Annotated in this window: 11 protein-coding genes; 9 read left to right on the top strand and 2 right to left on the bottom strand. The window is 49.6% G+C overall.

Features of this window, described 5'->3' with window-relative positions; translation table 11 throughout:
• The first annotated feature begins 112 nt into the window (after nucleotides 1-112).
• From BLS14_RS12895 to BLS14_RS12870, 6 genes are all read left to right on the top strand, one after another.
• Nucleotides 113-835, top strand: coding sequence for an SDR family oxidoreductase (locus tag BLS14_RS12895; protein ID WP_240321537.1), 723 nt, complete (start codon nucleotides 113-115; stop codon nucleotides 833-835).
• Between the two features lie 35 nt (nucleotides 836-870).
• The gene (locus BLS14_RS12890; protein ID WP_079695560.1) at nucleotides 871-1,509 is read left to right on the top strand and encodes a ThuA domain-containing protein; all 639 of its coding nucleotides are present in this window, start codon (nucleotides 871-873) and stop codon (nucleotides 1,507-1,509) included.
• 72 nt (nucleotides 1,510-1,581) lie between these two features.
• On the top strand, nucleotides 1,582-1,959 hold the full coding sequence (locus BLS14_RS12885; RefSeq protein WP_053782782.1) for a phasin family protein: 378 nt from the start codon (nucleotides 1,582-1,584) through the stop codon (nucleotides 1,957-1,959).
• Nucleotides 1,960-3,630 (top strand): ABC1 kinase family protein, encoded by a 1,671-nt coding sequence (locus tag BLS14_RS12880; RefSeq protein WP_063567238.1) that lies wholly within the window; start codon nucleotides 1,960-1,962, stop codon nucleotides 3,628-3,630.
• A gap of 548 nt (nucleotides 3,631-4,178) precedes the next feature.
• Nucleotides 4,179-5,645 (top strand): SulP family inorganic anion transporter, encoded by a 1,467-nt coding sequence (locus BLS14_RS12875; protein WP_090952057.1) that lies wholly within the window; start codon nucleotides 4,179-4,181, stop codon nucleotides 5,643-5,645.
• A 424-nt stretch (nucleotides 5,646-6,069) separates the two neighbouring features.
• Nucleotides 6,070-7,632, top strand: a complete 1,563-nt coding sequence (locus tag BLS14_RS12870) for a DEAD/DEAH box helicase (RefSeq protein ID WP_090952054.1) — start codon at nucleotides 6,070-6,072, stop codon at nucleotides 7,630-7,632.
• Between the two features lie 235 nt (nucleotides 7,633-7,867).
• Here BLS14_RS12870 and BLS14_RS12865 read toward each other — a convergent pair whose 3' ends face one another.
• Nucleotides 7,868-8,800 carry a hypothetical protein gene (locus BLS14_RS12865; RefSeq protein WP_090952051.1) on the bottom strand — a complete coding sequence of 311 codons (933 nt, stop codon included), beginning with the start codon at nucleotides 8,798-8,800 and terminating at the stop codon, nucleotides 7,868-7,870.
• A gap of 2 nt (nucleotides 8,801-8,802) precedes the next feature.
• Nucleotides 8,803-8,946, bottom strand: coding sequence for a hypothetical protein (locus tag BLS14_RS32555; RefSeq protein WP_167434777.1), 144 nt, complete (start codon nucleotides 8,944-8,946; stop codon nucleotides 8,803-8,805).
• 289 nt (nucleotides 8,947-9,235) lie between these two features.
• On the opposite strand from BLS14_RS32555, the gene BLS14_RS12860 reads away from it, so the two are divergent.
• From BLS14_RS12860 to BLS14_RS12850, 3 genes are all read left to right on the top strand, one after another.
• A complete protein-coding gene (locus BLS14_RS12860) occupies nucleotides 9,236-11,029 on the top strand; it encodes a vWA domain-containing protein (protein WP_090952047.1) in 1,794 nt (597 codons plus the stop codon).
• A 238-nt stretch (nucleotides 11,030-11,267) separates the two neighbouring features.
• Nucleotides 11,268-14,657, top strand: coding sequence for a tubulin-like doman-containing protein (locus tag BLS14_RS12855; RefSeq protein WP_090952044.1), 3,390 nt, complete (start codon nucleotides 11,268-11,270; stop codon nucleotides 14,655-14,657).
• A 1-nt stretch (nucleotide 14,658) separates the two neighbouring features.
• Nucleotides 14,659-17,190, top strand: coding sequence for a transcription initiation factor TFIID (locus BLS14_RS12850; protein WP_090952041.1), 2,532 nt, complete (start codon nucleotides 14,659-14,661; stop codon nucleotides 17,188-17,190).
• The last annotated feature ends 62 nt before the right edge of the window (nucleotides 17,191-17,252 follow it).

Raw genomic sequence — 17,252 nt, 5'->3', positions numbered from 1 at the left:
TTCACCTGAGACTTTGGTCATGAAGTTAGTTGTACCCATTCATAATTAAAGGTTTTTGGATAATAATGTGGAATGAATTAAAGACAGATTAAGCTTGTGAGGGAGGGACAGCATGATGAAAACCGTATGTGTAACCGGGGCGGCCCGGGGACTGGGGTTAGCTCTGACGGCACAAATGCTGAAGAGAGGTTATATCGTTTATGCAGCAGGGTTGGACATGGAAGAGTCAGAAGGAATTCGTCTTCTGACGGATGCCTTTCCAAAACATTTACGCGCCATCGAACTGGACATTGCGGATGATCTGTCCGTAGCTTTGTTCACGGAGACACTTAAGCTGGATACAGAGCATTTGGATATGCTTATCAATAATGCGGCTATACTAGGAAGTATTACGGATCATATCCGCGGACCGTTAAATATGGCGGAGATGGCAGAAGTATTCAACGTAAATACCTTGGGGACATTGCGTGTGACTCATGCCCTGTTGCCCCTCCTTCTTCAAGGGACAAACAAGCTGATCGTCGATATATCTTCGGAGGCAGGCAGTATTGAGCAGTGCAGCCGGGATGGATGGTTTGCCTATTGTATGTCCAAATCTGCGTTAAACATGCAGGCCCGCCTTGTGCATAATGGTCTGAAGAATGAGGGTGGGCAAGTGATGCTGATACATCCCGGCTGGGTACAGAGTTATATGAGCGGGGAATTGAATACCGATGCAGACCTTACGCCAGATCAATCGGCTCAGCATATCACAGCACTCATCGATCGCCATAAGGAGTTCATGGGCGATCAGCCCGCGTATGTAGATTACAAGGGCGATACCCTTCCTTGGTAATTCTGTTAGAGGTAATTTGAAAGGAGTTTTTATTGATGGATCATCGTAAAAAAGCGTTATTACTTGGTGATTATACTCATCCGGACTGGCATCCGCTGCAAGGGGTGGATGCGGAAATTAGTCGGATTTTTCACGATACTATGACTGTGCAGTGCAGTGAGAATCGCAACATGCTGCTGCAAGAAAATATAACCGGATTTGATGTGTGTATCTGTTACATGGATGATTGGAAGGGGAAAGTCTCTCCACAGCAGACGGCAGGCTTATTGTCCTATGTTAGTAATGGAGGTGGACTGGTCATTATACATAACGGAATTTCGCTCCAAAATCGTTATGAGCTGAAGCAGATGATCGGTGCCAAATTCCTGCATCATCCACCTTATGCCCCACTAGAGTTCACAGTAACGGCAGAGAGCCATCCAGTGACGGAAGGCATTTCCGGATTTACGATGGAGGAAGAGCCTTATCAGTTCGAGTTCGGTTCATTTGCCGAAACGAAAATTCTGCTGGAGTATCAATCCGAAGAAGGGCCGAAGCCCGCAGCTTGGGCGCATAGATATGGTCTTGGACGCATTGTTTACTTGATGCCAGGACATCATGTACCATCTTTTGCCCATGATACCTATCGTCAGTTAATTCTGCAGGCAGGAAAATGGGCTGCGCGCTACGTGTAGCCGTACCGTTTCTTTTGTGAGCAGCTGATTAGGGGTATACTATAGAGATCAACGAAGAGGAGGATGACAAGAATGAGCGATTTGTTCAAAAAGGCAATCTCGTTAGGGCTCGGTCTTACTGTTGTAAGTAAGGAGAAAATTGAGAAAACGGTGGATGATTTGGTTAAGCGCGGGGAACTGGCGCCTGGTGAATCCAAAGCGTTGGTTGAACGCCTGATGGAACGGGGCGATGAAGAGCAGGGCCAGTTCAAAAGAATGATTCACGAACAGGTCAAGCGCGTCCTTCAGGAAGTGGGCGTTCCATCCGAGAGTGATGTAACCAGTTTGGAACAGCGTGTTGCCGTCCTTGAGAAAAAGCTTGCGGAACTGGGTCACACACCACAGCTTCAACCTGATGTATCCCCAGCTCCACTTGAAGTTCCTCCTCTCAAAGGAAACGAGATCGAGTAGATGGCTGTGCGAATCAAACATGTCGGCAGATACCGGGAAATTGCCATGGCGCTGGTGCGTCATGGCTTCGGTTATATGGTCGAGGAGCTGGGTTTGTTCCAGCTGCTGGCCATACCCCGGCGGTGGATGTCGCGTGAAGCCCACACCACCAAGACGCTGAGTGAACGCATACGACTCGTGCTGCAGGAGCTGGGGCCGGCTTTCGTTAAGCTGGGGCAACTGGCAAGCACAAGGGCAGACTTGTTGCCCGAGTCTGTGATCCGGGAATTGGTGAAGCTGCAGGATCAGGTCCCACCGTTTTCCTCGGAGACGGCACGGGGTATTTTGGAACAGGAATTGGATACACCGCTGGAGGAGATCTTTTCCCGGTTCGAGGATACCCCTGTGGCTGCGGCTAGTATTGGACAGGTGCATCTGGGTAAACTCCGAAGCGGTGAGGCCGTAGCTATTAAGATTCAGCGGCCCGGCATATCGCGTATCGTTCAGCGCGATCTAGATATTTTACGAGAATTGACAGCGATGGCGGAGAAACGCTGGGATTGGGTGAAGCAATATCAGATCCCGCAAATGGTAGAAGAGTACGCTCAGGCATTGATGGCCGAGCTGGATTATACCGTCGAGGGACGTAATACGGAAAAGATTGCACAGCAATATCAGCAGGATAGCAAAGTGAAAATACCACTGATCTATTGGGATCAAACTTCTTCTCGTGTGCTCACCATGGAGTACATCGAAGGCATCAAGCTCAATGACCGTGACGAGTTGATTAAACGTGGGCATGATCTGAATAACATTGCGCAGCGGCTGGTGGATTCGTTGTTGAATCAGATTTTCATTCATGGATTCTTTCATGCCGATCCACATCCGGGCAATCTGATGGTTCTGAAGGATGGTAGGCTTGCCTTTATTGACTTCGGCATGGTAGGAAGTCTGAGCGATGAGATGAAGCAGCACCTGGCTTCGCTCATTATCGGATTGATGCGTAAAGATACGGACAGCATGATTCGGGCGATTGAGAAGCTGGGCATGATGCCGGATGATATGGATCTACGAGGGCTTCATAACGATCTGGACAAGCTGCGCAGCAAATACTACGATATTCCCTTCTCCAAAATCAGCGTGGGTCAGGCATTGAATGATCTGTTCGGCGTGGCGCAGCGACATCGGGTTGTGATGCCTGCCGACATTCTGCTGCTAGGGAAATCGCTACTCACGATGGAAGGTGTCATCGAACATCTCGATCCTTCCTTGAGTATCGTAGATATGGCAGAACCATTTGGTCGAAAGCTGATCAAGGAACGCTTCAATCCTGGGAGGATCAAGAACCGTCTGTTCCGCAGTGCTGCGGATATGGCCGAAAGTGTCATGGGTCTGCCAGGGCAGTTAAGGCAATTGTCTTCCATTATTAGCAAAGGTAAGCTAAGGTTGGAGATCAGTGTCCCCGAACTGGATGCGCTCATGCGCAGAATGGACCAGATCAGTAATCGGCTGTCTTTTAGTATTGTACTGCTCGCATTTTGTATCATTATGGTTGGATTGATCATCGGTTCTTCGATCAGTCACCAGTCAACCATGCTGTGGGATATTCCGGTCATTGAGATCGGTTTTCTGGTAGCCATTCTGATGGTGGCCTTCCTGCTCTATTCGATATTTAAATCGGGGAGATTTTAAGTATAGACGTAATCAAGAGAGTCGTTAAGTTTCCTGTCAGGGGAGCATTAGCGGCTTTTTTTTGTTTGGGCATCGACGGGAATATTTAAACAAGATAAACAGAGTATAACTGAGATATTTTACATAAATAAGAGATAATAAAAGATAATATACCAATTACGGATACATACTCTGTTCGTGTAGAAGAGACTCTAGGACTATAATAATAGGTCAGTACATTAACGGACCCGGTTTTTCTGAGAGGGGAAAACCTAGAGAACTTGTGATTGGCTCACGATGTCTCGAAAGCAAGACACCTGAATGTTGTAGTGGAAATAAGAGGTGCACACTGGAACGGATGAGACATGTTCAGACATGATATCGGATAACTTATTCGGATCATGGTCAATCCAACATGTTTTCAACTTATATAGACACATTTTTGCGGGAGGGTATTCCGCTGTTTTGTGTTGTTTGTTGTAGTTGCTCAGTGACGAACCATTCCATTGCCGTTCAGGAGATAAGTCAAATTTGAGTTTAAATACGTAGGAGGACCGGCAAAGGACGATATGAATACTTTAAAACAACAATGGTTTGGTAACATTCGCGGGGACGTGCTGGCAGGTATTACGGTAGCGCTGGCGCTTATTCCGGAAGCCATTGCTTTCTCGATCATTGCGGGTGTCGATCCGATGGTGGGATTGTATGCTTCAATTACGATTGCCATCGTGATCTCGATTGCGGGCGGAAGACCGGGCATGATCTCGGCCGCAACGGGTGCTATGGCGGTACTGATGGTGGGACTCGTCAAGGATTATGGCGTGGAATATCTGTTCGCCGCTACAATTCTGACAGGTATAATCCAGTTTATTTTGGGGATTTTCAAGGTTGGTCGGTTTATTACATTTGTGCCTCATTCGGTACTGACCGGGTTTGTGAACGCACTAGCCATTCTGATCTTTATGGCTCAGCTGACCCATTTCACGGGCGCAAACTGGATCATGTATGCAATGGTAGCGGGTACGCTGGCAATCATTTATATTTTGCCACGGTTTTTCAAAAGTGTTCCGGCTCCACTGATTGCTATTGTAATCATGACGATCATTACGGCGCTATTACATCTGGACGTCAAAACCGTAGGTGATATGGGGAATCTTACGAGTACCCTGCCTATGTTCCATCTGCCGAATATCGACTGGTCCCTCAATACGCTAATGATTCTGCTGCCGTATTCGTTCACGATGGCTCTGGTAGGTTTGCTGGAATCTTTGCTGACTGCAACGATTGTGGATGAAATGACCGAGACCAAGAGCAGCAAAAACCGTGAAGTACGTGGTCAGGGGATTGCCAACTTTGTTAATGGCCTTTTCGGTGGCATGGGTGGTTGCGCGATGATTGGACAGTCGGTTATTAATGTGAAGTCTGGTGGTCGAGGTCGATTATCGACATTTACGGCTGGCGCTTTTCTGGCCATATTGTTGTTATTGCTTAGTGGTGTGGTGAAAGAGGTGCCGATGGGTGCACTCGTAGGTGTGATGTTTATGGTGTGCATCGGTACGTTTGACTGGAGCTCCATCAAGAACATTGCGCGTGTGCCACGTGCGGAAGCCTTCGTTATGGTAGTCACAGTTGCCATTGTGGTGTATACCCACGATCTGTCTATCGGTGTGATGGTCGGCGTTGTGCTTAGTGTGCTTCATTTTGGTTGGAAACAGACCAAGATTCGTGTGCAGGCATTTGAGGAGCAAGGGAAGAAGGTCTATCGGGTCCACGGACCGTTCTTCTTCGGTTCATCTTCCCATTTCGTCGATGAGTTCAATGCTGAGGCTGATCCGCAGGAAATCACGATTGATTTTGGTGGCTCACATATTTGGGATAATACGGCGGTTGTTGCCATTGGTAAAGTGAAGTTCAAATATGCGAAGCTGGGCAAAACGGTGCATCTGTGCGGACTGAACGAGGAAAGCTCTCGTTTGCTTGAGAAGAGCGGATTTGCTACGGTGCAAGGGCACAGTGCTATAGTTGAATCCAAATGAGTATCATTGATAGATGATAGGTGCTGTCCTGCAAGTCATGATGGATCATGACAGGGACGGCCCTTTTTTGTTTATGTCAGCAAAATGCTTAGTTAGTTGAGGTCTATAGCGTGGCTGAAGTTCGTCACAATTTCACAGGTTTCCATGACTGCGGTATAAGGTCTGTATGATTCGTTAAGGCTTTAAACACAACGATCCGGGACATTTGTGGACAAATGCAGGAAAGTAACGCCTGATCCCCTTTTGTTTTGCTTGACTAACGTGTAAACTACAGGGTATGGAGAAGAAGAGCAACGGACCGATTGCTTTTTAAAAAATTCATTTCATAATCATGATTGATATACGGAAAACTAGTCTTGATTGAAGCCAAGTGAAAGCAATTATGAAATGGACTTATCTAAATGAATATACAGAGGTGTAACGATTGGCAAACTTTGAACAACTGGGCATTCGCCCGGAATGGTGCGAGATCCTGAAACATCAGGGCATCGCCGTGCCGACTCCGGTACAGGAGCGTTCGATTCCGGTATTGCTGGGTGGGCGTGATATTATTGCTGAGGCACAGACGGGTACAGGGAAAACACTGGCTTTTTTGCTGCCGATTATTCAGAAAATTAATGTATCCGACCGCTCGCCGCAAGCACTGATTATTGCCCCTACGCGGGAGCTGGCGCTGCAAATTACGGAAGAAGCGAAGAAGCTGACTGCAAACGACGATAAGCTGCATGTTCTCGCGGTATACGGCGGACAAGATGTGGACAAACAGCTGCGCAAGCTGCAAAACGGCACACAGATCGTGATTGGTACGCCGGGACGTCTCCTGGACCATCTGCGTCGTGGCACGTTGAAGCTGGATAATGTTAAGAAACTTGTGCTGGATGAAGCCGACCAAATGCTGCACATGGGCTTCCTGGATGATGTTGAGACCATCCTTAGTGAACTGCCACACAAACGTCAGACAATGCTGTTCTCGGCAACGATGCCGAAAGGCATTCGCAACCTGGCGAAGAACTACATGAAAGACCCGGAGGATGTGAAGGTATCCTCCAAGTCCGTGATTCCGATCAATCAGATTCGCCAGCAGGTGCTGGAGTGCACGGATCGTGGCAAACTTGAGGCACTTCGCGGCATGATTGATACGTATCGCCCGTACCTGGCAATTGTTTTCTGCCGGACCAAGCGCCGTGCATCCAAGCTGAATGAAGATCTGCGTGAAGCAGGTTATGCGAGCGATGAACTTCATGGTGATTTGTCTCAATCCAAGCGTGAGAACGTAATGAAAGCATTCCGCGACGCGAAATTGCAAATTCTCGTTGCTACGGATGTTGCGGCACGCGGACTGGATGTTGAAGGCGTAACGCATGTATTCAACTACGATATGCCGCATGATGCGGAAAGCTATATCCACCGGATCGGCCGTACGGGTCGTGCTGGCGGCACGGGCCTTGCCGTGACATTTGCAACACAGCACGACAGACCGGAGCTTGCTCGTATTGAGGAAGGCACCAATCAGAAGCTGTCCCGTATCCAGTGGACAAGTGAAGGTCCGGTAGCATCAACTGGAGCCAATAGACGTTCTATCAACAGTCAGGGTGATGAAGAACGTTCTGGCGGACGCTCCGCTGGGACAGGCAGTGCCCGTCGCGGCGCAGGTCGTACCGGCCGCAGCGAAGGCGGACGTGGTGGTCGTGGTGGTTCCCGTGGCGGCGAAGGTGGACGCAGCGGTGGTCGTAGTGGCGGCCGCAGTGGCGACGAGCGCAGCGCAGGCCGTGGTTCCGCGCGCAGCAGCAGCGACAGCAGTCGCGGTGCAGCGGGTCAAGGCGGGCGTGCTGCAGGTCGCAGCGGCGATGAGCGCAGCAGCGGCTGGGGCGGCCGTAGCGCCGACAAGCGCAGCTCCGGGCGCAGCAGTGAAGGTTCACGCCGACCGGACTCCGCAGGACGTGGGCCAGCCAAGAGCGACCGCCGCGATTCTCGTCGCGGGCGGTAATAACGATAAAACCTATGGCAAGTAGTCTGGAAGAACGCCATACATTTTCCAAATATCAAAACACCTCATCCTAGACCTAAGGATGGGGTGTTTTTTCGTCGAAGCTTATATGATAAAAACTATACAATGTCACGTGTGAATCCAGTATGCATGCAGGGGTAAACGAATTTTGGTTCGTCTATATACAGGGATTGAGTTTGCACTAATTTACATTTCGAGTCCATATACATCAACTCTACACATGAACATCTGCGTACGAATCCCGATATTTCTCGTTATACACCCGACCAACCGACTCCGCCAGACCACCGCGTGCCTTACCAGGATAGAGCTCCAGAGTTCGATAGAGTCTCATAAACCGATCTTTGGGCATAAAGCGCGCGTAGCGGGTAATAAGACTTGGGAACAACTCAATATATTTACTCTTGCGTACAGCAGCGGCGGCTACAGCCGTCAGAATCTGAATCCCGTTGTGCAGCTGCAAAATATTCACTTCGTACGTGGCGATATACCGGATCGCATCTTCACGGACCAATTCGGGCTTCAGCCGTGCGATTTCACCGATATATTCAGCAAGCAGCCGCTCGAAGCTGTGCAGCAGCAGCGGTTTGAGCTGCAGGTCCATATCACTGCGCAGCACGAAGGATTGCAGCAGCGCAACCTGCTGCAGACGAATCCGGTCGTTATAGACGAGTGAACCGATCTCCCTGAGCATTTCATAGGCTAGCGCTTCATCCTGCTTGCGTGCTTCTGCGACAAGAGCCCAATTCCGGTTAATGCCTTGGCGAATCGCTTCTTCATCCTGACGCAGCATGCGTTTAAGTTCACGCTGCTGTTCCACTTGGAAGGATCGCTTTTGCATGAAGATCAATCCAGCCAGAAGCAGCAGGGAGACACTGGCCGCCGCCATCGTTTGGTCTATGGTTTCACCAAAATAAGTGGCCGCTGCACCAAGGATTACCGTAATGAACAAGTCGCGTGCAATCCGACGTTTGACGCGGGAAGAGGAGCGTTCTTCCACTGTGGCAGGGGTGCCGCGTCCACAGGCAGTACAGTGATCTTCCCACAGGCAGGTATACTGGCCACACCGCTTGCAGACACGCAACTTTTGAAATGCATGCGTTGTTCTTATAAAAGGTTTGATGGATACAACTTGTTTATTGCTCATGCTCAATCACGCTCGCCATTCAGAATAGTGTAGAGGGTTCGATCGGCATCTTCCCGGGAAACGGGTTTGCGCCGATGAAGCAGGAAAGCAATCACCTTTATAATGACAAAAAGAAACAATATGGCGAGGCATCCGTATGTAACCATAATCCGTTCCTTTCTAGGCATAGTTAAAATATGCGTAGTTATAATGTTTACTGATCGAGCGTCGTTATATTGCAGTTTGCTGGCAATAACTATATCATATTTCCATAGTTGGAACTTTTGTGCCAGCTACTGACATGAATTCGTCGATTTTTGTCAGTCATTACAAAACTGTAACTGAAGATAGGGGTGCTTTTCAGAATTTATTAGTAGACTGTTAAGATTTCCTTAAGGCTTGACGCCTATAATAAACTATTCCCATTTTAATCTCAAACGTGAAGGAGTACACCCAATGCTGCGGACAAGCAAAATACGCTGGCTCAGCGGAACTCTGGTTCTGCTGGCATTTCTAACGCTACTGCTACCTCAGGCGTTGCTGCCACATGCTGCAGCGGCTCAGGCACAGACAAGCGGAATCGATGCGGTACTTGTAGCCGATGTAAGTAATTCAATGAATACAAGTGACCGTGACAAGATCAGCAATGAAGCCATGAAAATGTTTATTGATATGCTGCCGGTCCAGGGGGACAAGGTAGGGATTGTCGCTTACACCGATCAGGTGGAGCGGGAAAAGGCATTGCTGGAGATTCAGTCCGATGCGGACAAGAGCAGCCTGAAAGATTTTATTGATCAGCTCGGCCGAGGGCCATATACCGATATCTCTGTTGGGGTGGCTGAAGCGGTGAATGTGCTGAACCATGGGGCAGACGCATCTCACTCACCAATGATCGTGCTGTTGGCTGACGGCAACAACGATTTTAACAAAACCAAAGGTCGTACCCAGTCTCAGTCAGATGCGGATCTGGCAAAGGCCGTCAAAGAAGCACAGGATCAGGGGATTCCCGTCTATACGATCGGGCTGAACGCAGACGGCAAACTGAACAAGGACGCACTTGCAGATCTGGCTAAGCAGACCGGAGGCAAGTCCTTTATCACAGATACACCGGATGATCTGCCACAGATTCTGAGTGAGATTTTCGCCGATCATGCCAAACTGAATGTCGTGAAGCTGCCCTCCATTACAGGAAACGGCAGTTATCAGGAAGTTACCGTGAACGTACCGAACGACAGTGTACTTGAAGCCAACATCTCGATCATGTCTTCAAAACAAGTCCAGATTGAATTAACCGATCCTTCGGGCAAGGCCGTAGATCTCAACTCTGACGCAGCCAAGCTCTCGACTTCGAAGAGTTATTCCTTGGTGAAGCTGCTCAAGCCTCAGGAAGGCGACTGGAAACTTCGGGTAAAAGGGGCTCCGAAAGACAGCATCGATATCAACCTGTTGTTCAACTATGATCTCCAGCTCGTTGTGGACCCAATTAAGACCAAGTCCTATACGAAGGGCGACAAAGTGAATCTGACTGCCAAGCTGGAGAACGGAGGACAGCCGCTGCAGGATAATGACTTGTACGCTGATATGAAGGCAACATTGGTCGTAAACGATCAGGATACAGGCAAAAGCACAGAACAGCCGCTCGAAAACACGGGCTCCGGGTTCGCCGGAACGTTCGAAGTGCCGGACAAACATAACTACGAGCTTGTTATCCGTGCAGAAGAAGACAGCTTCTACCGGGAAAGTGCTCCAATTACGATCAATGCGGGCGGAGCAGCCGGTAGCGGAACTCAGCCAACGACACCTGCGGGCGAGCAGGACAAGCCGTTTCCATGGATGCCTGTTATTTTGGGCGTGATCGCCTTGATCGTTGTAGCTGTGGGTGTCTGGTTCCTGCTAGGCTGGCTGAAACGCAAAAACCGTGGATTTGTCGGACAGATGGTTGTCGAAATTCGCGATGAGAATACCGGGGACAAGTCGTACCCGCAATATAAAAAGCTGGCATACTTCCGGGGCAGATTCCATCTGCACCAGCTGTTACAGCTGGACCCTGAATTGAAGGAAACCGAAAAGTATGTATTTACGCCCAGCAATGGAGATCGAATTATAATCCGTAACACCGCTGGCGGAACGTTGGAGAAATCCGGCCGTACCGTTGATGCAAGCTCAGGCGTTGAACTGAAGAACGGTGACCGACTGAGCATTCCGCTGCAACAGGCGGACAAAACGATTTTAATTGAGTATCTGGTGTAATTTGATTATTTGGTTTAAAAGGAATGCATTTTAATTTGGATATAATTGTTTACACGAGAACGGAGAGGACAGAGAAAACCTGAAGAAGCGAAGCGTTCGCCTTTATCCCCGGATTTTCACTTTGTAAAAGTGAATTGAAAAAATCTGGGGATAACAGCGATCGGAAGGTTACTCTGTCATCGGAGTGGCAAGTGTAATGAGTTTTAGCCCAACTGGTTTAAATAAGGGAGGACTTGGAATGAAACCGATTGTTAGAGAACATATTCAGCAACTGGATGTATCGCTTGGCGGAGGGATTGTCAGTGAGAAAATCAGAGTCGATACGATTGATAACCCGATTCTGATTATCGGTCTTGGAGGAACAGGTATTGATGCGCTGTTGCGCCTTAAATACCAGATTAACCGACGTTTCAAGCTGCCACAGGACCCGGTATCCAAGAAAAAAATGGATAAACCGTCCAACGTGGAATTTCTTGCTTTTGAAACGAACGAACAGGATCGCGCCAAGAAGTATAAAGGCATCGGACTTGATCCAATTAATGAATTTGTATTGCTGTCCAATGCCGAGATTGGTGGATTGCTTCAGAACCGCAGCGTATTGGAGCCGTATATTACGGACTGGCTGTCTCCAGAGCTGAGCATCACCGATGGCATGAACGGCGCCGCAGGTGTGCGTCAGGCTGGACGCCTGCTGCTGTTCACGAAGATTAACCAAGTCGTGCAGGCAATCGACAAAAAGATCAAAACATTATCTGTAGGCACGAACAAAAAACTGATGGTGTTCCTGCTGACCGGTCTTTCCGGCGGTACGGGCAGTGGTTGCTTCCTCGATATTTCCTATATCGTGCGCGGGATTATCGAACGTGATCACGGCTCTGCCGGGATTGACCGCGTGAACACGCTGGGATATCTGTTCACCCCAGACGTGAACCTATCCAACAAAAGCTTGAGTGAACACACTCGTGAGTACATCCGCAAGAATGGATACGCTGCGCTCAAGGAATTGGATTATTGGATGAACGTGGACAGCCGGGGTGAGCGTTTCTCCCAAAAATACGGCAACATTCTGACGGTGAATTCACCGCTGCCACCGTTCAACCTGTGTCATCTGATTTCTGCAACCAATACGGAAGGCAAATTACTGGAGAATGCTTATGATTACTGCATGAACGTCACCGCCGAGAACATCACCAACTTTATGGCGAGTGAGGAAAAGCAATCCGGCGAGGAGTTTGCCATCCACGATTATATCAGCAACATTCGCACGAACATTGCTCAGATGAACAAAGCCTATCCGGCCAACTATGATTACAACATTATCGGTGCATCCTCAGCGGTACTGCCGATTGAAGAAATGACGACTTATCTGGCTTACCGCATGTTCGACAAAATGAACACCATGTTCTCCAAAGCGCCGAACCAGGAGGATACCGAGAAGTTTGCCCGCAAGCTGGGCATTGATCTCGAAAGTGTGGTCAAGTCCTTTGAAGCCCGTGTGCCGGAGCCGCTGCCAGGTTACCAGAACAGTGAGCGTCTGTCCTATGGCAATGTGGTGAAATCACAGGTCGTGAACATGGACACCGAACTGGAGCAGAACTTCCTGGCTCGTGCCCGTGAGGAATATATCAAGGCGAAGAAGCAGCTGCCGGGAGAGATTGCGGGTCAGTTCACCGAACAGATCCGGCGTATGTTTTTGCATCCTGAACAGGGTCCGTTCTATGTCTCCCGTCTGATCTACACGGAAAAAGGCTTCTGTGTACTGAAGATGATTCAGTCGTACATTGAAACCCTGCGTGAGAATGCCTTCCGCATTCCGCGTGACATTGAGGCCGCTCAGGAGCAGTCCGAAGAGAAGCTGGGCGATGCGAAGAGTGCTTTCGTCTCCAAAGAGAAGAAGAAGAATGCTTATATTGAAGCAAAAATTCATGAGTACTGGCTGCATGCCGATGTGGAACGCAATGATCAGATGATTGAGTTCTACGAAGACCTGTACGAATTGCTGAACCAGGAGAACAGCCGCATTTATAACGTATTTACTGAAACGCTGAACGCACTCAGCTCGATCTTCTCCAAAAACGGGGATATCCTGACACGCGGCGAAGAACAGTCTGATCACAAAGGCAACAAAACGTATTACTGGAACGTTGTAAGTGTGCCGGATATCGTCAGTGTGGTGGATGGACTGCTGGACAAGCGCGATACGGATGATCTGATCCGTGACTTCTCGCGTGAATTGCTGGAGAACTCCAGCCAGTGGGTGAAAGAAAACGAGATCGATATCGTCAGCTCCATCTCTGATTTCCTGACTGAGAAGTTCGGCGATCTGATTACCCGCTCGATGGAGGACTTCCTGGTTATCAAATATGGACAGGACGAGTCTGTCGAGAAATTCGTGGAACGTTTCATTGCAGGCAAACTGGATGATGAGGCGGTTCCGGTGTTCAATCTGAGCAACAGCACAGGCAGTCTGCATTTCCCATCCTGGGGATTCGTATCGGTGCCAGCACAGGCGCCGGGCATTCTGAGAGGGATTCGCAACTATCAGAACAATGCGGTGGGCAAATCCCATTTTACCGTTAAGGAAAGTGAAGTGCGCAACCGGATCTTCTGGCTGAACACTCGCAACGGGGTACCACTGTTTGTGTACACACCACTCAAAGTATATGAGGAAAGTTATGAACGTACCATTTTGGACAAAGAAGGTATCGGACGCCATCTGGTGCAAACCGAAAAGAATAACTGGACCTATCTGCCGTCGCCAATTCCAGAAAAGTCATGGGGAGATGTGTACGAGAACGCCCGGGTCAAGCAGTACAATGCCCGTGTACGTACCGAATTCGAGCAGGCGCTCGGATACAACATTGTGACAGCCAAATCCATTGATGAGAATACAAGCAACCGCTATGCAATTGTGACAACGGAACCGTTTGACTTGTCTGCTAAGCTGGGTGCCTACGACATGCGCCTCACGTCCACCACGCCGAACCTGGGTGAAGTGAAGCGGGCAGTTATTGAATTGAAACGCCTGCAATCCGAAGGATTGCCACGGGTGTCGGTGAAGGACATTTTCGGAAGTATTAATGAAGATATGGCCAAAGAAAACCTGGTGCGTTCCCCGCAGCTGATCGCACGGGTACGTGAAGAACTGGCGAAGATGAACGCTATCTCAGCCAAAGTCGCCGAGCTGGAAGGCATTCTCGCCCAGCATCAGGACGAGGAGCAGTGGTATGACCGCTTCATCGAAGCACTATACACCGATACCATCGTGAAGAAAGGCGCGCTGTACGTCTATGACCGTGATCCGGAAGAAGACGCGTGGGAGCCGTTTGCGAACCTGATGAAGAGCCGTAACTTTGCCGAATATGAAGTGTTTGGCAACTTCCGTGGACTCGCGGAGAAGGATCGCAGCACATTGCTGCGCAAAGCGTCCAGCCGTGATAACGACCTGACCGCTTCTGAAGATATCACGCCACTGCTTACGAAGTTGGATGATCTGGCTGCATTGTTCATGGAATCCCGTGATCGTCTGGAATACGAGCGAGTAGAACTGGCGAACGGGGAAGACATCTACCAGTTCTACAGAACGATGTCATCGAAACTGAATGACATTCGCAGAAGGCTGAAGTAAGATGGCGGCCGGGATGGAGTTCAGCTCGAACAATGCTCTGAAGCGCAATCTGGAGAAGTATGCAGCACAGTATGCAACAGAGCAGGAGCGTCAAGGCAGCCTGGGTGATGGTCGAAGCAGCATCCATTACCCCGCGTTGTTCTTGTTCGTGGGTGACCAGGTCGCTCCGGCAGTGTCTGCTGTCCAGGAAATCAACCGGCTGAAGTGGGATAACGGAGAAGGCGTAGTCTATGTACAGATTGGAACGGAAAATCAGGAGCATGCCCGACATCGTGACCATGACACCGCGCAAACGAAGCATGACCATTACAGCGATGGTGCTCATTCAGGATATGCGCGTGTTAACGGCGGGAGTGATGCAAGGAATGGCAGCACTTCTGATGATGGTCAGGTGACCCGTCACGTGCTTCCCTTGTCCACCATACAGACAGATCGACCATCCAAAACGCTTCGCAAGGATGTGCATCGCAGTTTCCACGATTCAGATCAGGCACTCTTTGGTCTGAATCGTACCTTGCGGCGGGTGAGTAATCGTATTGCCGAATACGGACTCCTATATTCATCGTTCGATCGAATCTACGTGACCGTTGTGACCAGGGCAGATGATCCATTGAATGTATTGTTGCCGGAGCTTACCAAGCTGACCGAGACGATACTGGCTCAATCCTTCAAGTCGGTACAGACCGATTTGCATGTGCTAGTCAGCGAGATGGAGCAGGTCGATTCCTTTGGATATGCAAGCGCAGCGGGACTCGCTTTTCTGCGGGAACTGGATTACATGCAGGGGCTGGACTATACGTTCAGTGGCAATCTGCTGGTTACGGAGGACGGTATCTCCATTCCGGTTGTACATCCCGCTTCTCCGTTATTCGATCTCGTATATATTTTGTCAGACAAAAACGAGCGGGGAACTGGCGTACCCGGCGGGTGGATCGAAAATGCCGAGATCATCTGCCGAATCTGTCTGCTCAAGAATCGGAAGCAGGATGCAGATAGCTCTGGTTCCGTATCAAGCACGGGGGCCAACACGTATAACAATACGTCGTTCAAAAATAACATTCGTACGACCTCGGATCAGCATGGTTATGCCAGTGCAGGTTTTGCCGAGATTAGACGGCCGAACAAACCCATTGCACTCGCGGTGTTGTATCACCTGTATCGTTATTTGCTTGAACGGATGCGGCAGGAACCCGAGTGGAGCATCAAGGACAAGCTCGCCTTTTTCGGACTGGATGGGGCTTCGGTAGAACGTAAAGTGGAAGGGATTCTTCCCGATGAGGATCTGGTGAGCGGCATGAGCGGCATAATGACGCATAACGTCAGCTTCACCGATCTGAAGCCGCTCTCGCTGCGTGAAGCGGAGAGAGCATTGTTCGGGCAGGGGGCAGAGGTGTATTTCCGTGATAATGTGGTCCGTCTTGCGGAGGAACGAGTACGTCAGCGCAGCACAGAAGGTTCCCTTCGTCGTAAGGCTGAGCAATCGCGCACGGAGCATCCTGAGGTTGGCTATTTTCAGTGGGCTGCCTGGAGTGACAATGGGTTCGGCAGCGTGCGTGAGGCTTTGCTTGGACTGATTCGTGATAAATCGGTGCAACTTGAATCCGCACGTGCCTTGCTGGAGCAGCGTCAGCAGGAGCGGGTAGAGGATCAGTCGTTCAAACGGGCGTTGTTCCGTGACAAACAGAACGTGCGCAACCTGATCGATTGTTTACTGGAGCGTGTGTATGTGCCCAAAGTTGAATTGCTGCGCCTGGAGAATGAATTGCAGCTGCTTCGTGTCTATGACACAGAGATGGAACAGCTGCACACGTTCAGCCGCAGCGTGACGGAAACACTGGCAACGCTGGAACGTGTTTTGCGTGAGACAGCGGTAGAGAGCATAGCGGCTGCAGATGAATATATCGGTCAGAACGTAATGGAGTATTACGGCAAAGTGACGGAAGCGCTGATTGCAGATTTGGAGGCAAAGCGTGGACGGGATGTCTGGTTTGAGGACCGCCATATGGGGGATATGAACGGGCTTGCCACAGAAGGAAACGAGCGACTCCTGCAACGTCTGATGGAGGTATGTCATGTGATGCTGCTTACAGCAGAACCGCTCCGGGTACCTTTCGAAGAAGAATTGCTGTTGCGGGCGAATGTTACAATTACCTATGGGGACAAAAATGTACTGACCCGTGATGATCTGTTCCGCCGATTGTATCGCACACTGGAGGAGCAGGCGGTCGTTCGGGTAAGAGTATTCGACTATACGCAGGAACATCGTTATGAAGAAAAATATTTCTTTGGTGATCACCATAGTGCCTTCATGGACTACGCGGCGTATGCCGAAGAAACGTCACGGATCTATAAGCTGGGTGTGGTATATGAAGAACGAAGCAGTGGTGTGGAGAAGCTGAATCTGATGGGGGGCTTCCATCTGGAAGACCTGATGGTGTATCGCAATGGTCGGGTGTATTACGATTCGTATACAGAGAATGGTTATGAGCTCCATCCCTCCGATCTGGCCGAGAAGCTGTCACCCATGCGTTAAAACATAAGGCTGTATCTTATATGGACGGAAGGGAGGTACAGATCGATCCATCTGTTTCCGTC

Source organism: Paenibacillus sp. OK060, assembly GCF_900101205.1.
Classification (GTDB): Bacteria; Bacillota; Bacilli; order Paenibacillales; family Paenibacillaceae; genus Paenibacillus; species Paenibacillus marchantiae.
Note: the sequence above shows the minus strand (reverse complement) of the source record. Positions and strands in the feature narration are given on the sequence as shown.

Coding starts and splice junctions, on each gene's coding strand:
- BLS14_RS12895 (WP_240321537.1), top strand. CDS start 113: ATGATGAAAACCGTATGTGTAACCGGGGCGGCCCGGGGACTGGGGTTA.
- BLS14_RS12875 (WP_090952057.1), top strand. CDS start 4,179: ATGAATACTTTAAAACAACAATGGTTTGGTAACATTCGCGGGGACGTG.
- BLS14_RS12855 (WP_090952044.1), top strand. CDS start 11,268: ATGAAACCGATTGTTAGAGAACATATTCAGCAACTGGATGTATCGCTT.
- BLS14_RS12865 (WP_090952051.1), bottom strand. CDS start 8,800: ATGAGCAATAAACAAGTTGTATCCATCAAACCTTTTATAAGAACAACG.
- BLS14_RS12890 (WP_079695560.1), top strand. CDS start 871: ATGGATCATCGTAAAAAAGCGTTATTACTTGGTGATTATACTCATCCG.
- BLS14_RS12880 (WP_063567238.1), top strand. CDS start 1,960: ATGGCTGTGCGAATCAAACATGTCGGCAGATACCGGGAAATTGCCATG.
- BLS14_RS12860 (WP_090952047.1), top strand. CDS start 9,236: ATGCTGCGGACAAGCAAAATACGCTGGCTCAGCGGAACTCTGGTTCTG.
- BLS14_RS12885 (WP_053782782.1), top strand. CDS start 1,582: ATGAGCGATTTGTTCAAAAAGGCAATCTCGTTAGGGCTCGGTCTTACT.
- BLS14_RS32555 (WP_167434777.1), bottom strand. CDS start 8,946: ATGGTTACATACGGATGCCTCGCCATATTGTTTCTTTTTGTCATTATA.
- BLS14_RS12850 (WP_090952041.1), top strand. CDS start 14,659: ATGGCGGCCGGGATGGAGTTCAGCTCGAACAATGCTCTGAAGCGCAAT.